This window comes from uncultured Paenibacillus sp. (assembly GCF_963515335.1).
Taxonomy (GTDB): domain Bacteria; phylum Bacillota; class Bacilli; order Paenibacillales; family Paenibacillaceae; genus Paenibacillus_I.
This window is the reverse complement of the sequence record NZ_CAUPYC010000051.1, coordinates 1-22,205: the sequence shown is the minus strand read 5'-3', so window position 1 is coordinate 22,205 and position 22,205 is coordinate 1. Positions and strand designations below refer to the sequence as shown.

24 protein-coding genes and 1 pseudogene are annotated in these 22,205 nt (G+C 57.5%); 9 read left to right on the top strand and 16 right to left on the bottom strand.

Annotation, left to right across the window (positions count from 1 at the left end; all coding sequences use genetic code 11):
* Positions 1-19: 19 nt before the first annotated feature.
* The 9 genes and pseudogenes from RWM61_RS14970 to RWM61_RS14930 all read right to left on the bottom strand — a co-directional run bounded on the left by RWM61_RS14970 (position 20) and on the right by RWM61_RS14930 (position 9,348).
* On the bottom strand, positions 20-487 hold the full coding sequence (locus RWM61_RS14970; protein ID WP_314002198.1) for a hypothetical protein: 468 nt from the start codon (positions 485-487) through the stop codon (positions 20-22).
* A 221-nt stretch (positions 488-708) separates the two neighbouring features.
* Positions 709-2,250, bottom strand: coding sequence for a gluconokinase (gene gntK, locus RWM61_RS14965; RefSeq protein ID WP_314002196.1), 1,542 nt, complete (start codon positions 2,248-2,250; stop codon positions 709-711).
* Positions 2,251-2,274: 24 nt separating this feature from the next.
* Positions 2,275-3,177 carry a phosphogluconate dehydrogenase (NAD(+)-dependent, decarboxylating) gene (gnd, locus tag RWM61_RS14960; protein ID WP_314002194.1) on the bottom strand — a complete coding sequence of 301 codons (903 nt, stop codon included), beginning with the start codon at positions 3,175-3,177 and terminating at the stop codon, positions 2,275-2,277.
* Between the two features lie 35 nt (positions 3,178-3,212).
* Positions 3,213-3,410 (bottom strand): annotated as a pseudogene (locus RWM61_RS14955) (permease DsdX); the annotation flags it as partial.
* Positions 3,411-3,683: 273 nt separating this feature from the next.
* Positions 3,684-3,848, bottom strand: coding sequence for a hypothetical protein (locus RWM61_RS14950; RefSeq protein ID WP_314002192.1), 165 nt, complete (start codon positions 3,846-3,848; stop codon positions 3,684-3,686).
* A 53-nt stretch (positions 3,849-3,901) separates the two neighbouring features.
* Positions 3,902-5,221 (bottom strand): sugar ABC transporter substrate-binding protein, encoded by a 1,320-nt coding sequence (locus RWM61_RS14945; protein ID WP_314002190.1) that lies wholly within the window; start codon positions 5,219-5,221, stop codon positions 3,902-3,904.
* A gap of 276 nt (positions 5,222-5,497) precedes the next feature.
* Entirely contained in the window at positions 5,498-7,084 is a 1,587-nt protein-coding gene (locus tag RWM61_RS14940) for a UDP-glucose--hexose-1-phosphate uridylyltransferase (protein ID WP_314002188.1), read from the bottom strand.
* A 33-nt stretch (positions 7,085-7,117) separates the two neighbouring features.
* The gene (gene galE, locus RWM61_RS14935; RefSeq protein WP_314002186.1) at positions 7,118-8,107 is read right to left on the bottom strand and encodes a UDP-glucose 4-epimerase GalE; all 990 of its coding nucleotides are present in this window, start codon (positions 8,105-8,107) and stop codon (positions 7,118-7,120) included.
* Positions 8,108-8,175: 68 nt separating this feature from the next.
* Positions 8,176-9,348: a galactokinase gene (locus tag RWM61_RS14930; protein WP_314002184.1), complete on the bottom strand. Its 1,173-nt coding sequence runs from the start codon at positions 9,346-9,348 to the stop codon at positions 8,176-8,178.
* Positions 9,349-9,562: 214 nt separating this feature from the next.
* Between RWM61_RS14930 and RWM61_RS14925 the strand changes: the two genes are divergently transcribed.
* On the top strand, positions 9,563-10,420 hold the full coding sequence (locus RWM61_RS14925; protein WP_314002183.1) for an AraC family transcriptional regulator: 858 nt from the start codon (positions 9,563-9,565) through the stop codon (positions 10,418-10,420).
* Positions 10,421-10,513: 93 nt separating this feature from the next.
* Here RWM61_RS14925 and RWM61_RS14920 read toward each other — a convergent pair whose 3' ends face one another.
* Entirely contained in the window at positions 10,514-11,479 is a 966-nt protein-coding gene (locus RWM61_RS14920; RefSeq protein ID WP_314002181.1) for an asparaginase, read from the bottom strand.
* A 292-nt stretch (positions 11,480-11,771) separates the two neighbouring features.
* Here RWM61_RS14920 and RWM61_RS14915 point away from each other — a divergent pair, with 292 nt between their 5' ends.
* Together RWM61_RS14915 and RWM61_RS14910 are read left to right on the top strand one after the other, a co-directional pair.
* A complete protein-coding gene (locus tag RWM61_RS14915) occupies positions 11,772-12,230 on the top strand; it encodes a YtxH domain-containing protein (RefSeq protein WP_314002179.1) in 459 nt (152 codons plus the stop codon).
* Positions 12,231-12,247: 17 nt separating this feature from the next.
* On the top strand, positions 12,248-12,469 hold the full coding sequence (locus RWM61_RS14910; protein WP_314002177.1) for a hypothetical protein: 222 nt from the start codon (positions 12,248-12,250) through the stop codon (positions 12,467-12,469).
* A gap of 500 nt (positions 12,470-12,969) precedes the next feature.
* Here RWM61_RS14910 and RWM61_RS14905 read toward each other — a convergent pair whose 3' ends face one another.
* Entirely contained in the window at positions 12,970-13,497 is a 528-nt protein-coding gene (locus RWM61_RS14905; RefSeq protein WP_314002175.1) for a hypothetical protein, read from the bottom strand.
* A gap of 112 nt (positions 13,498-13,609) precedes the next feature.
* Positions 13,610-13,768, bottom strand: coding sequence for a hypothetical protein (locus RWM61_RS14900; RefSeq protein WP_314002173.1), 159 nt, complete (start codon positions 13,766-13,768; stop codon positions 13,610-13,612).
* Between the two features lie 251 nt (positions 13,769-14,019).
* On the opposite strand from RWM61_RS14900, the gene RWM61_RS14895 reads away from it, so the two are divergent.
* From RWM61_RS14895 to RWM61_RS14880, 4 genes are all read left to right on the top strand, one after another.
* The gene (locus RWM61_RS14895) at positions 14,020-14,352 is read left to right on the top strand and encodes an STAS domain-containing protein (protein ID WP_314002171.1); all 333 of its coding nucleotides are present in this window, start codon (positions 14,020-14,022) and stop codon (positions 14,350-14,352) included.
* A gap of 29 nt (positions 14,353-14,381) precedes the next feature.
* The gene (gene rsbW / locus RWM61_RS14890; RefSeq protein WP_314002169.1) at positions 14,382-14,861 is read left to right on the top strand and encodes an anti-sigma B factor RsbW; all 480 of its coding nucleotides are present in this window, start codon (positions 14,382-14,384) and stop codon (positions 14,859-14,861) included.
* On the top strand, positions 14,858-15,643 hold the full coding sequence (locus RWM61_RS14885) for a sigma-70 family RNA polymerase sigma factor (protein WP_314002167.1): 786 nt from the start codon (positions 14,858-14,860) through the stop codon (positions 15,641-15,643). The genes rsbW and RWM61_RS14885 overlap by 4 nt, the downstream gene beginning before the upstream one ends.
* Before the next feature lie 162 nt (positions 15,644-15,805).
* Positions 15,806-16,882, top strand: coding sequence for a CorA family divalent cation transporter (locus tag RWM61_RS14880; protein WP_314002165.1), 1,077 nt, complete (start codon positions 15,806-15,808; stop codon positions 16,880-16,882).
* An 82-nt stretch (positions 16,883-16,964) separates the two neighbouring features.
* Here the strand turns inward: RWM61_RS14880 and RWM61_RS14875 are convergent, their stop codons facing one another.
* On the bottom strand, positions 16,965-18,137 hold the full coding sequence (locus RWM61_RS14875) for a fused response regulator/phosphatase (RefSeq protein ID WP_314002163.1): 1,173 nt from the start codon (positions 18,135-18,137) through the stop codon (positions 16,965-16,967).
* 64 nt (positions 18,138-18,201) lie between these two features.
* A complete protein-coding gene (locus RWM61_RS14870) occupies positions 18,202-18,750 on the bottom strand; it encodes a DUF948 domain-containing protein (RefSeq protein WP_314002161.1) in 549 nt (182 codons plus the stop codon).
* Positions 18,751-18,951: 201 nt separating this feature from the next.
* Here RWM61_RS14870 and RWM61_RS14865 point away from each other — a divergent pair, with 201 nt between their 5' ends.
* Both RWM61_RS14865 and RWM61_RS14860 read left to right on the top strand, forming a co-directional pair.
* Positions 18,952-19,116 carry a DUF1328 domain-containing protein gene (locus RWM61_RS14865; RefSeq protein ID WP_314002159.1) on the top strand — a complete coding sequence of 55 codons (165 nt, stop codon included), beginning with the start codon at positions 18,952-18,954 and terminating at the stop codon, positions 19,114-19,116.
* Positions 19,117-19,336: 220 nt separating this feature from the next.
* A complete protein-coding gene (locus RWM61_RS14860; protein ID WP_314002157.1) occupies positions 19,337-20,950 on the top strand; it encodes an NAD(P)H-hydrate dehydratase in 1,614 nt (537 codons plus the stop codon).
* Positions 20,951-21,043: 93 nt separating this feature from the next.
* Here the strand turns inward: RWM61_RS14860 and RWM61_RS14855 are convergent, their stop codons facing one another.
* Both RWM61_RS14855 and RWM61_RS14850 read right to left on the bottom strand, forming a co-directional pair.
* The gene (locus tag RWM61_RS14855) at positions 21,044-21,688 is read right to left on the bottom strand and encodes a hemolysin III family protein (protein WP_314002155.1); all 645 of its coding nucleotides are present in this window, start codon (positions 21,686-21,688) and stop codon (positions 21,044-21,046) included.
* Positions 21,689-21,786: 98 nt separating this feature from the next.
* Positions 21,787-21,972, bottom strand: a complete 186-nt coding sequence (locus RWM61_RS14850) for a spore gernimation protein GerPD (RefSeq protein WP_314002153.1) — start codon at positions 21,970-21,972, stop codon at positions 21,787-21,789.
* Positions 21,973-22,205: the final 233 nt, after the last annotated feature.

Below are 22,205 nucleotides of genomic sequence, written 5' to 3'. Positions count from 1 at the left end.
TGTCAGCTGCTTCCCGCCGTTAAACTTCCTCCGCGGATTCCGACTCTTCCTCGCGTTCTTCGGCCTCCAGCAGCAGCTTGACGCGGATGCGCTTGTTTTCCCCTTTGAGGAAATGGGCGATCCTCTCGAGCTTGTCGGCCAGGTCGGGACCTTCCACCGTCACATTCAGCTGGTAGCTGAAATGATCCTCACGCTGCGCGGGCGCTTGCTGCACGGGAGCAAGCTGATAAAGGTTGCGCGCCTCGCCGGACTTGTCCGACAACAGCTGGTCGGGATGAAATTTGTCGGACTTATTGACGACCCGCTCGTAAATGCGCAGCTTCTTCAACAGCATGTAATATTGCGCCGAATGCTTGAAGCCCCACGCGTCGCGGATGTCCTTCAGCGTATAGTCGATTTTGTACCTTTTCAGCCGTTCCACCTGCTCGTCCGTATCCAGTTTTAAGAAATCGTCGAGCGGCATAATTGCAAGCGCCACTTTAGTCATCCCTCCACAGTTTTCAATTTGTTGATTTCATCACCTTACTGATTCAATATATTATTTAAAAATCCTTCCATTATTTATATATTAATTGAGAATAATTTTATTATACCTTTTTCGACTCATGATGACATTTTCCCTCCTGAAAAAACGCCGCTTGACTACGGGAAGCCCGTAGACAAAGCGGCGTGTACTTCATGAACGTCTAATAAACTGATTTTCAGGTCTTACTGCATCCATTTTTTCTGAAACGCTGCGATATCACGATACTCATCAGTAAGAAGTCTGGAGATTCGAACAAAAAGCCGTCCCAACTCCTGATACTTAAGCACATTATCCTTATTGGGAACATGCTGATGAGTCGTGCCCATCATCGTTGATACGATACTCAGCGAATCGACTTCTCCAAGGCTGTACAATCCCAGGATTGCGGCACCCAGGCAAGAGCTCTCAACGCTTTCCGGGACATGAACCTCTTGATCGAAAATATCGGCCATCATTTGACGCCAAAGCTCCGATCTGGCGAATCCACCCGTAGCCTGTATCTTCTTAGGCTGACCAATCAGTTCCTCCAACGCCATGAACACTGTCAAAAGGTTGAAAATAACGCCTTCCAGAACGGACCGGATCATATGCTGCTTCTTATGGTGAAGACCAAGTCCGAAGAAGGACCCTCGGGCATTGGCGTCCCACAAAGGAGCTCTTTCCCCTGATAAATAGGGATGAAACAACAATCCGTTTGAACCAGCTGGCACGAGCGAAGCAATCTCCGTAAGGACTTCATAAGGATCCTTGCCCAGTCGGGCTGCTGTCTCCATTTCAGCAGAACAAAGCTGGTCACGAAGCCATCTTAAAATCATGCCGCCATTATTAACAGGGCCTCCGATGACCCAGAGATCCTCCGTCAGCGCGTAACAAAAGATTCGTCCCTTCGGGTCCGTGACCGGGAGATTCGTAACCGTTCGAATCGCACCGCTTGTCCCGATCGTAACGGCAACGGTTCCCGGATCAATCGCATTGACGCCCAGGTTCGACAAGACGCCGTCACTTGCACCTATCACAAACGGTGTGGAAGCCGGAAGATTCATTTCTGTCGCCCAGCCGGCATCCATTCCCGTTAAACGGTAAGTTGTCGGGACCGGTTCAGACAAACGATCAGTCGTCACGCCGGCAACTTCCAGCGCTTCTTCATCCCAAGTTAGCCTGGTCAGGGCAAACATGCCGGTGGCAGATGCTATTGAATAATCGATGACAAACCGTTTGAACAATTTATAAAACACGTATTCTTTAATAGAGATGAACTTGTGTGTCCGCGAAAAAAGATCCGGTTCTTCATGTCGAAGCCAAGTCAACTTGGACAATGGGGACATAGGATGAAGCGGCGTACCTGTGCGCAGATAAATCTGGTGTCCGTTCATTTCGTTCTTAATCCGATCAGTCCAGGCAGCACTGCGGTTGTCCGCCCAAGTGATGCATCTCGAAAGCGGATGACCTTGTGCATCAACGGCAATGACACTGTGCATGGCGGAACTGAAGGAAACACAGATCACACTGGACGGATGAATTCCGCTGTTTTGCACAGTGTGTTTAATCGTGCCGACTACGGCACGAAAGATCTCTTCCGGATCCTGCTCCGCAATGTCCGGTTTCGGGGAGTACAGCGCATATTCAATGGTATGGCTCGTAATCAGCATACCTTTGTTATCGAACAATACAGACTTTGTACTGGTTGTTCCAATATCCACGCCGATTACATAAGAGGAACTCACGTTAATTTCACTCCCTTTCTTGAATTAGTCTTCCGATCGCACGACACCGTGGCCTCCAAATTCATTTCGCAGGGCTGCGACGACTTTACCGGAAAAAGAATGTTCCTCCTGTGAACGATATCTCATCATTAGAGACAAAGCAATAACAGGGGCTGCCGCACCGTAATCCAATGCCGTTTCCACCGTCCATTTCCCTTCTCCGGACGAATGGACGACGCCTTTCAACTTGCTTAGTCCGCGATCCTTGCGGAATGCCCGCTCCGTCAGATCCATAAGCCATGACCGGATAACGGAACCGTTATTCCATACCCGCGCCACTTGTTCATAATCGAACTCGTACGGGCTTTTGTCCAACACTTCAAATCCTTCCGCAATCGCCTGCATCATGCCATACTCGATGCCGTTATGAATCATCTTCAGGAAATGCCCGCTGCCTTCAGGTCCGGCGTACAGCAACCCGTTGTCGACACAAATTCCAAGGAAAAGCGGCTCGACCGCTTGAAAAGCTTCCTTATCTCCACCAACCATGGCACAAATGCCATTCCGGGCCCCCTCAATCCCTCCGCTTGTTCCTACATCCAGAAAGCGGATGCCTTTCGCACCCAGCATTTCTGCCCTACGGATCGAATCCTTGTAGTTCGAATTGCCTCCGTCCATGACGATGTCATCCAGACCAAGCAATGGCGTCAATTCCTGCAGCACATTTTCGGTAATGGTGCCCGCGGGCACCATTAGCCATATTTTTCGCGGAGAGTCAAGCCGCTCTACCAACTCCACGATGGAGTTAACACCGGTTCCTCCGGATTGTGATACTTCTCTAACGATTTCCGCATTAACGTCATACGCCACAACTTCGTGGTTATTATCCAATAAATTTAATGACAATTGCAATCCCATTTTACCCAAGCCTATTAAACCCACTTGCATATAAAGACTCCTTTCCGGCATTTCTTATTCGTACATTAGACAACCGTGTTGAGGATCAGGATCAGACCGAGCGCCACAACGGAAATGATAGTCTCAAGAGCGGTCCACGTAAGGAGAGTTTCTTTTATGGTCATTCCGAAGTATTCTTTAATGAGCCAAAACCCGGCATCATTGACATGAGACAGGATGAGAGAACCCGCGCCTGTAGCGAGCACGAGCAGTTCCACGTTAACATCCGTTCCTTCCACGACAAATCATCCAGGTTATACTGGATAAAATATTCGTCCAAACGAACGATCATTAGGGCAAACGTCTGCCAATTGTGGTTGCTCATCTCCAGCATGTTCATTTTTTCGTGAAGAACTTGTACGCTCCACTTACGGCCCTGCAGCAGTTCGAGAAGCAGATTCGCCCGAAGCAGCGGAAGGTTTTCTTTGAGCGTGTAGGTCATCTTTTGGTTCGAAATAACTTCTTCCCACTCTTGTTCCAATTTCTCCAATACCCGTTTAACGGTGTCGAGCAGATCTGGAAAACTGTTGTAGAAGCTTCAGTGCTTCCAGACTGGAGTAAGCCTTATAAACCTGTTCAATACCTATAACCTTCCAATCAATCGTTGTGGAAAAGCGATCCACTACATGGGCCTCATCATCCACGATCAATAGCTGTGCCATCAGATGACCTCCCATCCTGTGATTTGACCAAGGTTGGAAGAGCGTTCCCGCTCTTACTCCGCTTCTTTGTCGAGAATAGCTTGCAAAGCGGCATTTGCTTTATCAGCCGTCTGCTTGATGTCCTTTTCCCCTGTTATGACCTTCTGCACGATTTCACCAACCGTTTCACGCGCGTCCGCCACGTTAATCACGGCAGGACGGTCATGGTCAATGCCGTCATTGCCGCTTTTCTTGTAAACTTCGGCCAATTCGGCCGGAAATCCGATCGTTCCCTGCGGCTGATTCCATACGGAAGACCGCGGGCCAGGGTTGCCTTTTTGTTGGGTTAGAAGCATAATCTCCTTACTGGTCGCCCACCGGATGAACGCCCAGGCCGCATCTTTATCCGAAGCTTTCGGATTCATTGCAAGTCCCCAGGATGTAATATTGTAAGGCTTGGAACCTTTCGCACCGGCGGGGAAAGCGGCGAACCCGACATGGGCTGCAATCTTGGAAAGAGAGGGATCGGCGGCACTTTTGTATATGGAGTTGGCATCCGTATAAAGCGCGGCTTTACCATCGGCAAAAAAAGCGCTGGCTTGCGGCCAGGACATATTAATTGCGCCCGGAGGCCCGTAGTCTCTGAGGAGATTGCCGTACACGGTGAATGCTTTGATCGCTTCCGGTGTATTCAGTGTCGCTTTATTGCCGTTTGTGAAATCGCCCCCCTCTGAATACAAGAAGGAAGAAACTTGAGTGACCAGCGGACTGCGTTGTCCTCTGGCGACAAAGCCGTAAATCCCGTTCTTGGGATCATGCAATTTGTCCGCAGCCGCTACAAGCGCATCAATCGTTGTCGGCACCGGTATTCCGGCTTGCCGCAGCAGGTCTTTCCGATAGTATAAAATCTCCTGTTCCGCGATGATCGGGATACCGGCAAGATCTCCTGCTACCGTTGCCGAGCGGATCGACTGTTCCGAGAAATCGTCAATATCGTAGCCCGATTCTTGACCGACATACTTGTTCAGCGACTCCAGCCAGCCATTCTTATAAAACAATTTGCCCTCTTGAAGAGGCCGGTACATAAAGACATCCGGCGTTTCGGAGCCCGATTTGAACTGAACCGTAAGCTTCTGAGTCAACTGGTCTTCGAAAAATCCTTGAACGTTTACGCTCATACCCGTCTCGGCTTCAAATTCAGGCAGAAGCCGCTTAATTTCATCAGCCCAAGGATGCGTGCCGGTTACTAATGTAATCGTTTGGCCTTCGAAAGGTCTTGCGGCTTCTCCCTCAGCCGAACCGGAATCAGCACTGCTCCCGCAGCCGCTCACCAATAGAGCGGCGAGTATAATCGACGCTGCGGAATGCTTCCGCAATCTCCGCAATCGCTTCATGCTCTAACCTCCCGGATTTAAAATCATACAACAACACAACAACATTAACATTACTTGATTCTGTCTGCAGTCGAAATAACGAGTACTAAATATTGATAACTAATACTAAACATGAGCAATTCAACTTGAAGGAATGAATGGTCTAAAATGACGGATATTCCACTTAGTGGATTCGGCATATCTGTTTCTGTTATCATTGACAAAAAAAAGACCGTCTATCGCGGCAAGCTGCCGTTATAAACGATCATTTTAAATATTAGGATTTGCAGCCTTTTCTTATTGCCGGTTCAAGCCCAGCGCTTTCTCCATGAACCGGGCAAAAGCGCTCTGGCCTTCCTCCGTCCGCTTGTACACGCCCGCGTCGTGCAGAACGTCCAGAAACTTGCGGCCCACCTCGTCGCGAACAACCGCTTCCGCCCGTCCGGCCTCGAGCGATGTGCCGTAAGCCGAGGCCATGCCGGCAATCCAGTCCGCATGCTTATGCAGCGCATCGGAAGGGTCGGCCAGCGCCGCCGCGTCATAGGGCGAATCCCCCGACAGCATGGCTGCAATCGCCTCCAGCTCCCATTTCAAACGCCCCGGCAGCACCGCCAGCCCCATCACTTCGATCAAGCCGATATTCTCCTTCTTGATGTGGTGCAGATGGGCATGCGGGTGAAAAATGCCGTCCGGATGCTCCTCGCTTGTCCGGTTGTTGCGCAGCACCAGGTCGAGCTCGTATTCGCCGTCCGGCTTGCGCCGGGCGATCGGCGTTACCGTGTTGTGCGGCGTGTCGCCGGTATGCGGCACAATGTCCGCCGACGCGTCGCCGTACGCGCGCCAAGTCTCCAGCACGCGGGCGGCGGCGGCCAGCACCGCTTGCCGGTTTTTGCCGTTCAGGCGGATCACCGACATCGGCCAGCGAACGATCCCGAACGTCACGTCCGGCTCGGCGCTTCCTCTGTACACGGCCTCCACGGCCGCCGTTTCCATCGGAAACACATGCCTTCCCGCCTGAAAGTGGTCGTGGTTCAGGATCGAGCCCCCGACGATCGGCAGATCGGCGTTCGAGCCGATGAAATAATGCGGGAACGCATCGACGAAATCAAGCAGCCGCGCGAAGGTGGCATTGGAAATCCGCATCGGCGCATGCTCGGCCTTCAGCACGATGCTGTGCTCGTTGTAATACACGTACGGGGAGTACTGGAAATACCACGGCTCCCCGTCCAGCGTCAGCGGCACGATGCGCAGGTTCTGCCGGGCCGGATGGTCCGGGCGTCCCGCGTAGCCGACGTTCTCCTCGCACAGCAGGCATTTCGGATACCGGCTCGGCGGCAGCGTCTTCAGGAGCGCAATCTCCTTCGGGTCCTTTTCGGGCTTGGACAGATTGATCGTGATCTCTAGCTCGCCGCAGCCGGTCGGCTGGCGCCAGTACAAGTTGCTCTTGATCCGGTCCATCCGGATATAATTCGAATCGATGCACAGCTTGTAAAAAGCGTCGGTGGCCGCTTCGATCCCTTCGCTCTCCGCCGTGCGCCGGAACGATGCGGCCGTTTCGGAGGGACGCGGCATGAGCAAGCCCATGATTTTCGCATCCAGCAGATCGCGGCAAGTCAGCGTATTGTCGGGGATCAGGCCGATCCGGTACCCGTAATCGAGCAGCGGCTCGAGCAGTTCCACCGGACTGTCCTGACTTTGTCCGAGCGCCTCGTCGCCGTCATACGGCTCCGTGAGCCCGAACAGGTCGAGCAGCGCGTTGCGGGCAGCATGCTCATCAAGCGGCTCGACGAGCCGGTTGTCCCGCGCGAAACGGACCAGCCGTTCGATCTGAAGCTGAGCCCGCTGCCGCTCTTCCGCGACCGGTTCCCGATGTCGTTCATTCATAGTCGTATCCTCCTATCCAATCCGGCAGGCCGATTACTTGTCCCCATATCCGTCCGGATTGGCCAAGTGCCATTCCCAGGCGCTGCGGATGATGTCTTCCAGCTTGTCGCGCGACGGCGCCCAGCCGAGCTCGATGCGGGCCCGTTCCGAGGAAGCGACGAGAACGGCCGGATCGCCGGCGCGGCGCGGTTCCACCACCATCGGGATTTCGCGGCCCGTCACCCGGCGGGCGCATTCGATCACTTCCTTGACCGAGTAGCCCGTACCGCTGCCGAGGTTGAAAATGCCGCTGCCCTCGCCCCTGCGCAGCCGGTCGACGGCCAGAACGTGCGCGTCCGCCAGGTCGCTGACATGGATGTAGTCGCGGATGCAGGTGCCGTCCGGCGTGTCGTAATCGTCGCCAAACACCGAAATATGCGGGCGTTTGCCGAGCGCGGCCTGCAGCACGATCGGCACCAGGTGCGTCTCCGGGTTGTGGTCTTCGCCGATTTTGCCGCTTGCGTGCGCGCCGGCCGCGTTGAAATAACGAAGCGATACGTATTTCACCCCGTGCGCCACGTCGAACCATTTCATCATCTGCTCCATCGCCAGCTTCGTCTCGCCGTAGGCGTTAGTCGGAAGCGTGCGGTCGCTCTCTTTGATCGGCACGCTCTCCGGCTCGCCGTAGGTCGCCGCCGTCGACGAAAAAACGATGCGCTTGACGCCGTGCTCGTTCATTTTCTCCAGCAGGCAGAGCGTGCCGTACACATTGTTGTGATAGTATTTGCCCGGATCCTTCATGCTTTCGCCGACAAGCGAATTCGCCGCGAAATGGATGACGGCGTCGATCGCATTTTCGCCGAACACCCGATCCAGCAACGCCGCGTCGCGCAAATCCCCTTCGTAAAAGACGCCGCCGAGCAGCGCCGCCTTGCGCCCCTGCTGCAGATTGTCCGCCACGACGAGCTGCTCGCCGCGCTCCAGCAGCGCCGCCACCGTATGCGAGCCGATATAGCCGGCCCCTCCCGTCACCAATACCGCCATGTCCGTTCCTCTCCTCCCGCGCCGCCGACCGGCCTTATTCCCGCTCCGGTTCGGCAGCCGCAATGATTTTATCTCAGTTCCTCAACGCCGTTGCCGATGCTGCATACATAGAAATCCGCGGTCAGGCCGGTCGCTTCCGTGTACTTCCGGCCCACCTCTTCCTTGAACCGGTCGATGCTGTCTTCATGCACAAGCGAAACCGTGCAGCCGCCGAAGCCGGCTCCGGTCATGCGCGAGCCCAATACGCCCGGCACCTGCCGCGCCGCGTCGACCATCGCGTCGAGCTCCTCGCCCGTCACCTCGTACAGGTCGCGCAGCGAGTCGTGGGAGCCGTTCATCAGCTGCCCGAACGACGCGAGGTCGTCCGCCTTCAGCACCTCGATCGAGCGGAGCACGCGATCGATTTCCTCCACGACGTGGCGCGCGCGCTTGCGGACCGTTTCATCCTTGATCAGATGCTCGTTCCCGGTAAACTCCGCCAGGCCGATCTGGCCGAGCAGCGTCATGTTCGGGAACTTCTGCCGCAGATCCTTGACCGCCTGCTCGCACTGGGCGCGCCGCTCGTTATACTTTGAATCGACCAGGCCGCGCCGTTTGTTCGTGTTGCCGATGACCAGCTTATATTCACCGCTTTTGAAGGGCACATGCTCGTATTCGAGCGTATCGCACATCAGAAGAATCGCATGGTCTTTTTTGCCGTTCGCCACCGAGAACTGGTCCATGATGCCGCATTTCACGCCGTTGAACTCGTTCTCCGACTTTTGCGAGAGCCGCGCGATCTCGACCGTGTCGGTCGGCAGGCCGTTCATTTTCAGCAAAGCGTACGCGGTGACGACCTCGATCGATGCCGAGGAGGACAAGCCCGCGCCGTTCGGAATTTCGCCGTGATAGAGCAGATCGAAGCCGTGCGGGAACGTTACGCCTGTATGTTGCAGCTCGCGGACGATCCCTTTCGGATAATTCATCCAATCGTCCGCCTCGTCGTACACGATCGGCGAGACCGGCAAATGCTTATGCTCGGAAAAATTGGTGGAAGCCAGACCGAGCAGGCCGTCTTCCCTGCCGCGAACGAGCAGCGTCGTGCCGAACGTCAGCGCCGCCGGAAAAACGTACCCGCCGTTATAATCGGTATGCTCGCCGATCAGGTTGACGCGCCCCGGCGCATGGAATATCCGGATCTCCCGTTCCCCGCCGCCGTAAATTTCGATAAAACGCCGTTTCAATGCTTGAAGATCAGCCATCGGTCGCACCACATTCCTTTTACTCGGATTTGTTTTTGCTACGTTAAGTATAGAATACCATTTGCCTTATGCAAATGGCGGGAAGTGTATATGACATGGATTAATGTGACCTGTTCATGGAAGGCGACTCGCTATCCGAACGGAACCATGATAAGATTTCATTAATACTTATTACGGTTTCCGCCAACCGGTTGGGTGAAGAGGGGATGGATGTATGGCACCGGAATTTTTTTATTCGGTCGTCTCGAATCCGGTTTCGATCGAATACGGCGAGCTGGGCGTGCTGTTTGCGGGGGAAAGCCAGACGAAGCCCGGCCACAAGCTGGGACCCAAGGTCTATGATTTTTATTTGCTGCACCACATCTTATCCGGCCGAGGCACGTTCGTTTGCAAAGGAACCGAATATCGCCTGGGACCCGGCCAATCGTTTCTGATCGAGCCGGAGAGCCTCATCGAATATGCGTCCGACGGGAGCGACCCGTGGCGGTACAGATGGGTGGCGTTCGCAGGCGCACGGTGTGCCGGGCTGGTCTCCGCGGTGGGCCTGTCCGCCGACAGGCCGGTTGCCGATACGGGGCGCAGCCGCAGGCCCGCGGCGCTCATCGGCCGCATCCGCCGCTGCTTTCGCGAGGGGAGGGCGCTGGCCCATATCGAGGCGCCCGGGTACCTGCAGCTGCTGCTCGCCGCGCTGGGCGACGCCGGGCGGCCGGCCGCCGATGAGCGCATCGGGCCGGATGATGAAGGCGGCGCCTTGATCCGGCAAGTGGTCCGCTACTTGTCCACCCAATACGCCGAGCCCGTGTCCATCGAGCGCATGGCAAAAACGCTCGGCTTCAACCGCGCTTATGTTTCCCGCGTATTCAAACGGCATACCGGCATGACGCCGGTCGCCTTCCTGCTCCGGCTGCGGATCGACAAAGCCCGCCAGCTCCTGCGCGAACGAAAGGAGCTGACGGTGGAACAAATCGCGGCTTCCGTCGGCTTCCAGGATCCGCTCTACTTCTCCAAGCAATTTCGCCGGACGTACGGCCTGCCGCCGACAGCCTACCGCGATTCGTTGCGCGAGGAATAGCAAGGCGTGCAGCGCGCGGCTTCCGGCTCGAGCTGCGGCGTGCAGCGCGTGCGGGTGACGGCGCGAGCTGCGGCGTGCGGGTGACGACGGCGGTCAGCGCCGAAGTCCGTCCGCGAACGCAAGCCGTTCCCCGGCCTCATGCCGGCCGACGGGCTCGCCTCCGACGTTCAGCCTCTCGGCCGGAAAACGCGAGCGTATGCTCGCGGCCAAGCCGGCAAGCGAAGCCCCCGCGTTATCGTCCGCCGCCTCCTCTTCTCCAAACGCTTCGGCTATATCTTCCACTATAGCAGCCGTCGCGGCCGGGAGCGCCGTGTTCGAGTCCGCCTCCATGGCGATAACGACACCGAGCCGCTCGCGGGGCAAAGCAAACGCGAGCCTGCCGGGCCCCGCGTTCGCCGCCACGGCGCCCCCCTCCAGCAGCAGACGCGCCAAGCTTCCGCCGGCGCCCGCCAAGTCCGGCCTGGCCAGCATCGCCCCGGCCACACTGTCCGCCGCGCCGCGAAGCGTGACGTCGGCCCAACCCGCCGGCGGCGATGCGAGCCGTGCGTACATGAGCGCGATTCGCCAAAGCGGCAGCACAAAGCCGGGAAACCCGCAGTCGTCCCTTACATGTCCGAGAACTCCTTCTCCGACGCCCGCAAATTCCGCCACCCTGCGCTGCGTTTCTTTCTGCAGCGGATGCTCGGGCCTCGTATAGCCGGCGGCCGGCCAATTATAGCGCCGGCAGAGCGCAAGCGCCCCGGCGTGCAGGCTCCGGCAATTCGCTTCGCCGTCCGCTTGCGATCCCGCCAGCTGCGCGACATCCGCTTCGCTCCATTCGTTTCTTTCCCTCAAGCCGCCGAGGATCAGCGGGATCGCCGCGAACGGTCTCGCCGCCCAGCCCAGCCCCGTCATCCCTCCCGGATCCCCGGCCCATGCGACCAGCCGCCCGTCCGCATCGACGACCGCCGCATGGCCGATATACACATACTCCGTCCACTCGCCTCTCCGGCTAACAACCAAGGCTTCCCCTTCGGACCGCCGGTTCACCGGCTTCTCTCCACCATGCTTGCTCCGCATCCCTCAGATCCCGCCTTTCGTCCGGCTGTACCGGAAAGTAAAGGGTTCCTTCTCATTCTATGCGCCTGCGGACAGAAACAGCATAGGGCATCCTCATGCGACGGGGTCGAGAAGGCGGCGGGGGCCGGCAAGGGTCCCGTGGCACTTTACCAGCGGGGAGCGGAAGGTGGGAGCAGGCTGTAGAGGCCTAGTCGCGCCTTGGCGAGCATTTTCCGGTTTCAGCGCGCTCCCTGCGGGTTAAATAAGGACATACCGAACCACAACAAATCTGAAGAAAAAGGAGTTGACCGATATGGCTATGACAGAATACCGGCAGTCAGGCGGAGGCGCGTGGAAAGGTGCTTTGATCGGCGGGTTGGTAGGCGCGGCGGCGGCATTGCTGTTCGCTCCCAAAACGGGGCGCGAGCTGAGAAGCGATCTGAAGATGAAGGCGAACGGAGCGGCAAGCACGCTGAAAACCCAGGCATCCGAATGGGCGGTAACCGCGAAGGACGCGGCCAAAGCCGTCGGCGCTCAGGCCAGCACCATTGCCGGCAAAGTGTCGGAAATGGCCGGTTCTTCCAAAGGTGATTCCTCTTCGAAGAGCATGACCGATCAGGCTCACGACACGGTTTCGATGGCGGCCGACAAGGCGAAAGAAGCGACGGACCGCGCGGAAAGCACGGCGCATCAATGGGTCGACAAGGCCGACAACGCCGGATCGAGCAAATCTTTCAGCTCTAACAACTCTTCCTATAGCTCTAACAACTGACAGAGGGAGCGATGGCTATGGCTAAGGCCAATACCGAATATAACTCCAAGCCTTCCGAGCGTACCTCGCCGTCCTCCGGACAAAGAGGCCGCAAGTACAAGAGCCTGGATGAAGCGTTCAACGGCACGATGGTTCAGGATGAACAGGACGCCAAGCGTCTCGGCAATGACATGAAGGTCATGAAAACCAACCATCAGCTGCAGGAAGACGGCCTTGTGCCGGATCCGATTCAAGAGTGACCGACAGATGCATTCGCATGAGCAAAGCCGGAACCCGGGGGTTCCGGCTTTGCTTTGTGCAGGCAACCTGGCCGGCCGCGCTTCTGCCCTTTTTGCCGCGTCGACGACACTCATCCCGGTACCTGACAGTTCAGCCCCGAACCTGCCCCCGGTGTCCGCTGCGAATATTACCGTCACTCCTGCCGCTTCATCACCCGTGCCACGCCCATCCCAACATACACTACCCACCTTTCACCCCACAGCTTCAATATCATTCAACCCCTAAAGCAGCGCCTCCAGACTAACGTTAATTTGCAGGCAAATAAGCGACGTTCCGCAGGCTACAGAGGAGCGCACGGCGGAGGGCGGGCAAATAAGCGACGTTCCGCAGGTTACAGAGGAGCGCACGGCGGAGGGCGGGCAAATAAGCGACGTTCCGCAGGTTACAGAGGAGCGCACGGCGGAGGGCGGACAAAATAATAACCACCGCCGGTAATGGCGATGGTTGTGAATCCGCTCCTTCAGATGATCTGCGCGGCCCCCGTGCGGCGGAACACCTCTTCCGCGCCGGCTTTTCGGGCCGAATCATCGCCCGCGTCCCCTTCCGCTTCCGCCACGACGACGATCGAGCCTTCGCTGATCGCATCCCTGCATACCTCGGCGGCCTTATCGCCCAGACCGAGCGCTTCAAGCGCGCCCTTCATCTCGTCTCCGTCGCGCAAGGCCGTCAAAGCAAGGATGCCCGCAGGAAACCCCGTGCCGTTATAGGTCCCGAAGCCGATTCCCGCCGCCAGCGGATAGCCGGCCGCCCAACCCGCCGCGGCCGGCGAGTCGGGCAGATTGTCGCCTCCGTTCCGATCCGCGCGTGTTTCGGTGAGATCGTTCAGCTCGTCCACATGAACGTCGGTTTCGGACTCGATCCTCCCGGACGACTCGTGGTTCTTCGCCATCACCTTCAAGTTCTCCGCCCGGAAGCCCTCTCCTTCGAGCTGTTGAACCGCCTCGATCGCGGCAGCCTGATTCTCATAAATGCCGATGGCCATAGTCATGGCGCATCCCTCCTCTCTTCGTTCCGAATACCGTTGGTATTCCCCTTTTATATACCATTGAACCGTTCAACGATTTTCTTAACTTCAGTCGACGCCTGAGCGGCCGATCCGGTCAGAACATCGGGAAAACGTATCGCACCAGAAAGTACAACGCGCCGAAAAAAATGATGATGTACGCCGCATACTTGATGAACGTCGCGGCCACCAGACTGGAATCCGACTTTTTTTCCACGTGCCGCTCTTCCACTTCCACATTGCGGTTCTCTATCATATCCTTCACCCTCCATCAAAATGGTAGTTATCCGTTTAGGCTCTAATACCCGCCGCATCCGACGCTCAAACAAATCACACCGGCGCCGCAAGTGACCTCAGACCTATGACATTTTGTTTATTCGACATTGTTTCAACCGGACAACAGCTGGTTAATAAGATTGAGATTAAGGTAAAATGATTGAATAGCGCAGCAGGAAAACACACCAGGATTCCTAGTGTCGGAAGTAACCTATGTCAGGAGAGGAAAAGATGAAACAACCCGAGAAATTCCAATTGCGCACCGAAACGCGGGAAGGTCGGTGCATCGTGTATGTCAGCGGTGAACTTGACCTGGAGGTCGCGACGCAAATGCGTGCCGCCATGGCCCCGCTTGTAGAGCTGAAGGACAGGGAGCTCTCCCTCAACCTACGTGATTTGAAATATATCGACAGTACCGGCATCGGCATTCTGGTCTCCGTACTGAAAGCGCGTCATGCCAGCCAGGCGCCGTTCAGCGTCGAGGCGATTCCGCCCGGCATCCGCAAATTATTCGATATGACCGGCATTACACCGTTTTTGACGGGACAGAAGCAAGAACAATAACAGGCGAGAAAGGAACGAGGATGAAAGCGATGAAGGCTACCGATGAACTGGTAACGCTCCAAGTGCCCGCCTCCGCCGAATACGTGGATTTGGTGAGGGTCACTTTGTACGGCATTGCCGCCAAAATGGGTTTTTCTTACGAAGAGATTGAGGATATGAAGGTTGCCGTATCGGAAGCCTGCAACAATGCTGTCCTGCACGCCTACGGCAATCTCCCATCGGGCACGACGGCGCCGGCGCCCGAGCAAGCACCCCGGATGGAAGTCAGATTCATCAAGAAGAAGGACGCGCTCTCGATCGTCGTGAAGGACGACGGCCAAAGCTTCGACGCGCTCGCCGTGGCAAGACAGAAATCCCCGATGAGCGGCAAATCGATCGATGAGCTTCATGCGGGCGGTCTGGGCCTATATCTCATGCAAGCGTTAATGGATCAGGTGGAGGTGCACAGCGACACCGGCACCGAGGTCATTTTGACCAAGCGCTTGGTCAGGAGTGAAGATACCGCATGAGCACACAGCCTGCAAATCAACCGCCGCTGGAGACGTCGTCTTTGATTCTGGAATACCAGAGCAATCCGACGAATGAAACGGCGACCAAACTCATCGAGCATTATGAGCCGATGGTGCGGATGGCTGCGGGCAAAATCTCGAGAAACCGTCCCGATCTGTATGAGGATCTGTACCAGGTCGGCCAGATGGCGCTTCTCCGGTTGTTCGCCCAATATGACGCGTCCGTAGGGGTCCAATTCGAGCCCTACGCCATGAAGAGCATCATCGGCCATATGAAAAATTACTTGCGCGACAAGTCGTGGTACGTTCAGGTGCCGCGGCGGATCAAGGAAAAAGGGATTGTCGTGCAGCAAGCGATCGATGAGCTGACGGTTCGTCTGGAACGTTCGCCGAACGTCGAGGAAATCGCCGCCCACCTCGAGCTGACGTATGAAGAAACGCTCGAAATATTGGCGGGCCGGGACTTATATCATTATGTATCGCTCGACACGCCGATTTCCGAAGAAGAGAGCACGACCACGCTCGGCGAGCTGATCGGCTCCCCGGCAGACGATTATGACACGGTCGACAAAAAGCTGGACCTGCATAGCGCCATGTCCAAGCTTAAGCCCGAGGAACGCCAGGTGCTGGAGCTGGTATTCGACGAAGGGCTGCCGCAGCGGGCGATCGCCGAGCAGCTGGGCGTGTCGCAGATGAGCATCTCCCGCATCCAGAAACGGGCGATCGAGAAGCTCAAGCAGCTGCTGACGGAAGATGCCGACGGCGAAGCCTATGACCTATAACGATCCATCATTACCCGACACGTCCGCCCTTCCCGGGGCCGGGCGTGTTTTTGCCGTGAACGAAGCAGGCCGTACGCGTTTCCAAGTTGTAACAGAGCGGCGTTTCAGGGTATGATGGGATCAGCAATCGTAACCGTAAGGCGGATGTCAGGAGGTTGCCCGATGAATCATCGCGTGCTTCGTTATGCGGAAGGCTGGGAGTGGCACCTGCTGTCCCGGAGCCGGACGGACGGGAATCTGCCGGATTACAAAAAGATGTTTCCGTTATGCGCGGATTGGCTCGATGCGAGCGAACACCGGCTCACGGATCATATAGCGGTCACCGAGCTTCCGGGCGGAGAAGCGGCCGTCCATGGAACGCTGATGATTCCGCTGTCGGACGATGAGCGGGACGTCGGCCCGTTCCATTTCTGGCTCTCGGAGCGGCGGCTCGTGACGAATCAGCAGGATATGCGGTTCTCGCTGCGGCTGCAGCTCACCCCCTGGGAGGACAAGCTGGGACGGAGCGGCAGCGCCCCCGAGGCATTCACGATGATGCTGACCTGTGCCCTGGAATCGTTCCACGACGGTCTGGACGCTTTCGAGAAGCGGCTGGACTCGCTCGAGGAGTCGATGCGCCACCGCCACCGTTCGGATCAGATGGAACTCATTTTCTCCAGGCGGTACGAGCTGCTGCACTGGAGCCATCATTACATAGCCGTTAAAGAACTGGAAGGCGCTCTCAAGGAAGCCTTCATGGGCAGTTTGACGGACACCGAAGGCTACAAGAAGCTGGTCTACAAGCTGCAGCGCATCGAGACGCTGATCACGCATTACGAAGCGGAAATCGACACGCTGATTTCCATGGACGAAGCCGTTTATGCGCTGCGGGGCAATGACATGATGCGGACGCTGACCTTTTTCATCGCGTTGTTCTTGCCCGCAATGGTTGCCGGCACGCTATGGGGAACGAACTTCCGCCGTATGCCTTGGGCCGCGGAGCCTTGGGGCTTCGCCATCTTGTGCGGAATCGTCGTCGCGGTTACTTTTTTCATCTATCTGTGGCTGAGGAGCAAGGGCGTTGCCGGCGCGGCGCTGCACACCCGCCAAGAAAGGCGGCGCCGGCGCGGCGCCAAAGCGGCGGAGCGGAAGCGGCGCACCCGGAAAGCTTCATCGAGATCCGGTTCAGCGGCGTCTCCGCCCCCATCGCCCGGCGGCGAATCTCTCCCCCGTCGATCCGGCCGCGGCACGCCGCAATGAACGGACAATCGCCCCCGATACCGAAAACGCAGGATCCCCGCCGATCGGGAATCCTGCGTTTTATTTTTGCCCGGCAGGCCGCTCAAAGAGCTTCCTTCAGGTCGACCCATACGAGGCATTGATCGTCCGGCCGCTCCAGCTGCGCGTCGCTGCCCGGCAAATAGGAAGCCCACTCCTGCGGGGTATGCGTTCCGTTCAAATCCTGAATCCGACCGAACAGCGCGTCGAGCCGTTCCTCCGGAGGCGCGTCAATGGCGTCGACCAAGCCGTCCGTGACGAGCACGATCCGGTCGCCGGACGCTATGCTGACGGTAGATTTGGAAATATCGAGCTTGTCGAAAATACCGATCGCGGCGCAGCCGCCGCCCAGCCGTTCGGTTCTGCCGTCCTTGCGGATTACAAGTCCGGGCGGGTGTCCGGCATTCACATACTCGAGCACGCCGCGCTCCAAATCCACCACCATATAGAGAGCCGTGTAATAATACTGGATCAATTGATCCGCGAACTGCAGCTGAAGCGCCCGCCGGTTCAGCTCTTCCACGACCCGCTCGGGATCGACCAGGCTGGTCATCGCATCCTTCAATACGGAGGCGATGAACATGCAGACGAGTGAAGACGAGATCCCGTGCCCCATCGCGTCGATGACCGCGACGCCGAACCGGTTCTCGTCGATGCGCTGCCAGGAGTACAGATCGCCTGCAAGCTCCTCTGACGGGTTATAGATCGCCCCGACCTCAATAAAGCTTTCGGTGATCGGCAGCGGCAGCGCCGCCGTCTGCACCTCTCTGGCCAGCTGCAGCTCCTCGCGCAGCCGCCGGTCCCTGTCTTTATGCCAGTCTTTCTCTTCCTTCAATCTGAGGGCCGAACGAATCCTGGCCAGCAGCTCGATTTTGTTGATCGGCTTCGTCACATAATCGATCGCGCCGGCGTCGAGCGCTTCAGCGAGCTTTTTGGAATCGCCGATCGCCGTCACCATGATGATCGGAATGTCACGCAGACGCTCAACCTGCTGAATAGCCCGGCAGGCGGCTATGCCGTCTACCCGGGGCATCATCATATCCAGCAGGATGAGGTCATACTCCGATTCGTTCTGCAACGATCCGGGCTCTTCCCGACCGTCTTCGGCCAGTCCGAGCAATTGAAACAATTCAATGGCCGATGGAGCGGAATGTACGTCCCGGTATCCGGCTCGTTTCAACATTTCTTGTACGACCGTAACGTTCATCGGATTATCATCCACAATGAGGATCCGCATTCTCCATCTCCTTGATCTTACAACCTGACCGTCCATCCGGTTCCGACTCCGTTCTTCTCGTATCCTATCCTAGCGTAACCGCACCGCCATGTCCAGACAGCCGGTCTCTTTTGAGGACATCGCGTTCGATATCGTGAATATCCTTGCGCACTTCTTGCTGAAGAGCTTCAACCGCTTGCGGAGACGTCTTCAATACTTTCGTAGCGCTGCGCACGACGTGGTACGCCTTGACGCCGGCTTCCACCCAGTCCATCCAGGAGCCTTTCGTCGCAACGGTTGCTTTCTGTGCCTGGCTGCGAAGCTTGCCCATCCAGGATTCGGTTACTTCCTTGGCGGAGGAAGTTACCTCATGAATGGCTTCTCCCATATCCCGTACGGACGCCATGAGCGGGTCGACCGCGTCGATCTGGCGGTTCACCTGATTGGTCAGGTCCTTGACGCTGACTACCAGGCCTTGCACGTCGCCTTTCCAGGAATGAATCGCATCCCGCGCCTCGCCGAGCGTCTGGTTCGCGGTGTCGAGCGACGTCTGCACCTTTTTCAGCGTCATCACCAAGTATACGACTAAAACAGCGACCGATACGGCCATGATCATTACGGCAAATTCCATCATGAGCATGTCCCTCCTTCGTTGATTTCAAACGTCCCGAAAGTGTGGCAAGTCGGTTCATTCGTCTGTATATCGTTACCCCTCCCCCAGTGCGGTGAATCAACCGAAAACCGGCTTGTTTCATATCCCGGCAGGGCGGTTAAACAAGCATCAAGCGAGGGCTGCCGGGCAGCTCTCCACTATAATAAAGGATAGGTGATAACGATGCTGAAATGGGCGGCAATCTTTTTCATTATTGCAATCGTTGCGGCGATATTCGGCTTCGGGGGGATCGTGGACGCCGCGGCTTCGGTCGCCAAAATCCTGTTCTTCGTGTTCCTGATCCTGTTTGTCGTTTCTCTCATCTTCGGACGCAGAAGCTCATTGTAGCGAAGGCTTGCGATGAACGTCAGGGGGAGTCGCGCAAAAAAGGAAAAACCGCTTCGGCGCACGGGCCGGAGCGGTTTTTTCATGTGTGCGGGGAGCCGAACGGGCGGCCACGGTTATGAATGGTGTATCATGGTCTATATAAACGATTACATCGGGCATAAGCGCCTGCATCGGCAGCCGCTAATACGGGTAAAACAGCCTCGAAGGGAGCGGATCGAATATGCTTCATATCGTCACGTCGGAAGAGATGCGCCGGCTCGATGCGAGAACGATTGACGGGATCGGCATTCCCGCCGCCGTCTTGATGGAAAATGCCGGAAGGGCTTTGGCGGACGCCGTCGCCTGCATCGCGGAAGGACGAACGCTCGCGGAGGCCGGATTCACGGTGCTAGGCGGATCGTCGGGTATGCGGGAGAGCGGACGGCGGCCGTCGCCCGCCGGCAAGCCCTGGGTCATTCTGGCCGGCAAAGGCAACAACGGCGGGGACGGACTGGTCGCGGCGCGGCATCTCACAGAGCGCGGCTTCGGCGTGGAGATCGTCTATGCCGTATCGCCCGCCGAGCTGCGGGGCGATGCGGCCCTGCAGCGGGATATCGCCGCGCGGCTCGGCATCCCGTCGCGCACCTACGTCCCGGGGCAATTCGATTGGAGCGCCGCCGGAGGCATCGTGGACGCGCTGCTCGGCACCGGCAGCGGCGGCGCGCCCCGCGAGCCCTATGCGTCATTGATCCGCGAGGCGAACGCCTGCGGATTGCCGATCGTAGCCGCCGATCTGCCGAGCGGCCTGAATGCGGATACGGGCGAAATCGCCGACCCTTGCATACGGGCGGCGGCAACCGTAACCTTCGGGTTTCTGAAGCGCGGATTCGTCCAATTCCCGGGCGCAGGATACGCCGGGGAGACGGCGGTGGCCCCGATCGGCATACCGGGCAAGCTTGCGGTGGAAGTAGGCGTCAGGGTCCGCTGCCTAACCCCGACGGTGCTGCGGGAGACGCTGGGCGCCGACCCCGAGCGTCCGCGCGAAGCCGACAGCCACAAAGGCACTTACGGCCACGTGCTGGCGATAGCCGGCACCCGCGCAATGAGCGGCGCGGGCCTGCTGTGCTGCACGGCCGCGCTGCGCGCCGGCTGCGGCCTTGTGACGTGGGCGGTCCCCGACGCCGTCGTCCCTTCGGTTATCGGCGCGCGCCCCGAGCTGATGCTCGCCGGCATTGCGGACGGCGGCCGCGGCGACTGGGCGTCGACCGATCCGGCGGAGCTTGCGCAGCGCGCGGAGGAACGCGACGCGGCCGTCATCGGCCCGGGCCTCGGCCGGTTCCCGGGGGACTCGCTTTGGCTGCGCCGGCTGTGGGAGTCGCTGCCTCCTGAGCTGCCGGTCGTGCTCGACGCCGATGCCCTGAACATGCTGGCCGAAGCCGGCGATTTCACCGCTTGGCCGGAGCGGAAGGGCCCGGTCGTCCTTACGCCGCATCCCGGCGAAATGGCGCGCCTGTCCGGCGTTTCAACCCGCGACGTGCAGCGGGTCCGGATCGAGGCGGCCAAGCGTTACGCGCTGAGCCGCCGTGTGACGCTCGTTCTGAAGGGAGCGCGGACGGTGGTCGCCGGTCCGGACGGCGGCGCTTATGTGAACACGACCGGCAATCCGGGCATGGCGACCGGGGGCACGGGCGATGTGCTCGCCGGCGTGATCGGCGGCCTGCTGGCCGGCGGCATGCCGGGTGTCGCGGCGGCGGCGCTGGGCGTGTACCTGCACGGAACGGCCGGCGACCGGGCAGCAGCCAAGCGGCGCTCCCCCGGCTCGCTCATCGCAGGCGACCTGCTCGATGAGCTGTAGCGGGGCGACGGCGAGGCTGCAGGCCCCTTTTACGCTTCAACATTCTCCCGCTCCGCCTTGCCTCAATCGTTTCAGCACAAGCCCTCTCCGTCCTCAAACTGGCAGCACATACAGCAGTATCGTGAAAAAATGCAGCACCGCTCCCGCCAGCACGAACAGATGCCACACCGCATGGTGGTACGGAAAGCTGCGCCACATGTAAAAAACGGTGCCCGCCGTATACAGCACGCCGCCCGTAATCAGCAAGGCAAGCCCCGCGCCGGCGAGACGTTCCACCACCGGTTGCCAGGCAAACACGATCATCCAGCCCATGGCGATATAAAGGAAAGTCGACGTAAACAGAAATTTCGACGCATAGAACGATTTGAACACGATGCCGACCAGCGCAATGCCCCACATGATCCCGAACAGCACCCAGCCCAGCGTTCCCTGCACGACATGGAACAGAATCGGGGTGTACGTGCCGGCAATGAACAAATAAATGCAGGAGTGGTCCATGATCTCGAAAAATTTCTTCACTTTTCCCTCGGGAAAGCTGTGAAGCAGCGTGGATGACAGAAAAGACAGCAGCATCGCGCTTCCGTAAATGGTAAAGCTGACGACGTGCAGGGCGGTTCCCTTCCAGGCAGCATAAACGATAAGCAGCGTAAGCGCGGCGACGCTGAGCGCGGCACCGATGCCGTGCGTCACGGCGTTGGCGACTTCTTCCCTGCGGCTGTACGTGTGCGTATTGGCCATTCGATCTCCTCCTGCCGGTTCCATGCGGTTGTACTTTCCTTAGTATACTATATAGTCCAGGCGCGCTCTGCCCTGAAGTCGTTAAAATCTTCAGTAAATTATTGTTTTTTCACAGGCTTGAGGGGGACTTGCGGAGAGAAAATCAATGAATCTGACGGCGTATCAAAGTAATGGGAAGCAGTAATGCTCTCTGTATCCCCTATTAAAACAAAGGATGAACTTCCGATTCCCTCAATCTTTATTTCTTCAATTTTAATTTTCTTATTCACTACAGTCATTTTCATCAACCATCTCTCCCCATTGAAAAACGTTCCATTTTCGCTTTGCTCTGCTCTGCATTCTATGCAAATCATTTATTGGGTGAACACCCACGGCTCTTTAAACATATAAAGTATTAAAAAAAGGGTGTAGTGTATGCCGGCCATTGTTGGATCAGTGAATGTCAACGTGATGAGCGGAGTTTTTAACATGGATTCGGAAAGTAACCTCTTGAAAAGTTGAATAAAGCGCGTCAAAT

Excerpts from the sequence above, each read along its gene's own strand:
- RWM61_RS14970 (WP_314002198.1), bottom strand. The coding sequence starts at position 487 with ATGACTAAAGTGGCGCTTGCAATTATGCCGCTCGACGATTTCTTAAAA.
- gnd (WP_314002194.1), bottom strand. The coding sequence starts at position 3,177 with ATGCAAGTGGGTTTAATAGGCTTGGGTAAAATGGGATTGCAATTGTCA.
- RWM61_RS14950 (WP_314002192.1), bottom strand. The coding sequence starts at position 3,848 with ATGGCACAGCTATTGATCGTGGATGATGAGGCCCATGTAGTGGATCGC.
- RWM61_RS14945 (WP_314002190.1), bottom strand. The coding sequence starts at position 5,221 with ATGAAGCGATTGCGGAGATTGCGGAAGCATTCCGCAGCGTCGATTATA.
- RWM61_RS14940 (WP_314002188.1), bottom strand. The coding sequence starts at position 7,084 with ATGAATGAACGACATCGGGAACCGGTCGCGGAAGAGCGGCAGCGGGCT.
- galE (WP_314002186.1), bottom strand. The coding sequence starts at position 8,107 with ATGGCGGTATTGGTGACGGGAGGGGCCGGCTATATCGGCTCGCATACG.
- RWM61_RS14930 (WP_314002184.1), bottom strand. The coding sequence starts at position 9,348 with ATGGCTGATCTTCAAGCATTGAAACGGCGTTTTATCGAAATTTACGGC.
- RWM61_RS14925 (WP_314002183.1), top strand. The coding sequence starts at position 9,563 with ATGGCACCGGAATTTTTTTATTCGGTCGTCTCGAATCCGGTTTCGATC.
- RWM61_RS14920 (WP_314002181.1), bottom strand. The coding sequence starts at position 11,479 with ATGCGGAGCAAGCATGGTGGAGAGAAGCCGGTGAACCGGCGGTCCGAA.
- RWM61_RS14915 (WP_314002179.1), top strand. The coding sequence starts at position 11,772 with ATGGCTATGACAGAATACCGGCAGTCAGGCGGAGGCGCGTGGAAAGGT.
- RWM61_RS14910 (WP_314002177.1), top strand. The coding sequence starts at position 12,248 with ATGGCTAAGGCCAATACCGAATATAACTCCAAGCCTTCCGAGCGTACC.
- RWM61_RS14905 (WP_314002175.1), bottom strand. The coding sequence starts at position 13,497 with ATGACTATGGCCATCGGCATTTATGAGAATCAGGCTGCCGCGATCGAG.
- RWM61_RS14900 (WP_314002173.1), bottom strand. The coding sequence starts at position 13,768 with ATGATAGAGAACCGCAATGTGGAAGTGGAAGAGCGGCACGTGGAAAAA.
- RWM61_RS14895 (WP_314002171.1), top strand. The coding sequence starts at position 14,020 with ATGAAACAACCCGAGAAATTCCAATTGCGCACCGAAACGCGGGAAGGT.
- rsbW (WP_314002169.1), top strand. The coding sequence starts at position 14,382 with ATGAAGGCTACCGATGAACTGGTAACGCTCCAAGTGCCCGCCTCCGCC.
- RWM61_RS14885 (WP_314002167.1), top strand. The coding sequence starts at position 14,858 with ATGAGCACACAGCCTGCAAATCAACCGCCGCTGGAGACGTCGTCTTTG.
- RWM61_RS14880 (WP_314002165.1), top strand. The coding sequence starts at position 15,806 with ATGAATCATCGCGTGCTTCGTTATGCGGAAGGCTGGGAGTGGCACCTG.
- RWM61_RS14875 (WP_314002163.1), bottom strand. The coding sequence starts at position 18,137 with ATGCGGATCCTCATTGTGGATGATAATCCGATGAACGTTACGGTCGTA.
- RWM61_RS14870 (WP_314002161.1), bottom strand. The coding sequence starts at position 18,750 with ATGATGGAATTTGCCGTAATGATCATGGCCGTATCGGTCGCTGTTTTA.
- RWM61_RS14865 (WP_314002159.1), top strand. The coding sequence starts at position 18,952 with ATGCTGAAATGGGCGGCAATCTTTTTCATTATTGCAATCGTTGCGGCG.
- RWM61_RS14860 (WP_314002157.1), top strand. The coding sequence starts at position 19,337 with ATGCTTCATATCGTCACGTCGGAAGAGATGCGCCGGCTCGATGCGAGA.
- RWM61_RS14855 (WP_314002155.1), bottom strand. The coding sequence starts at position 21,688 with ATGGCCAATACGCACACGTACAGCCGCAGGGAAGAAGTCGCCAACGCC.
- RWM61_RS14850 (WP_314002153.1), bottom strand. The coding sequence starts at position 21,972 with ATGAAAATGACTGTAGTGAATAAGAAAATTAAAATTGAAGAAATAAAG.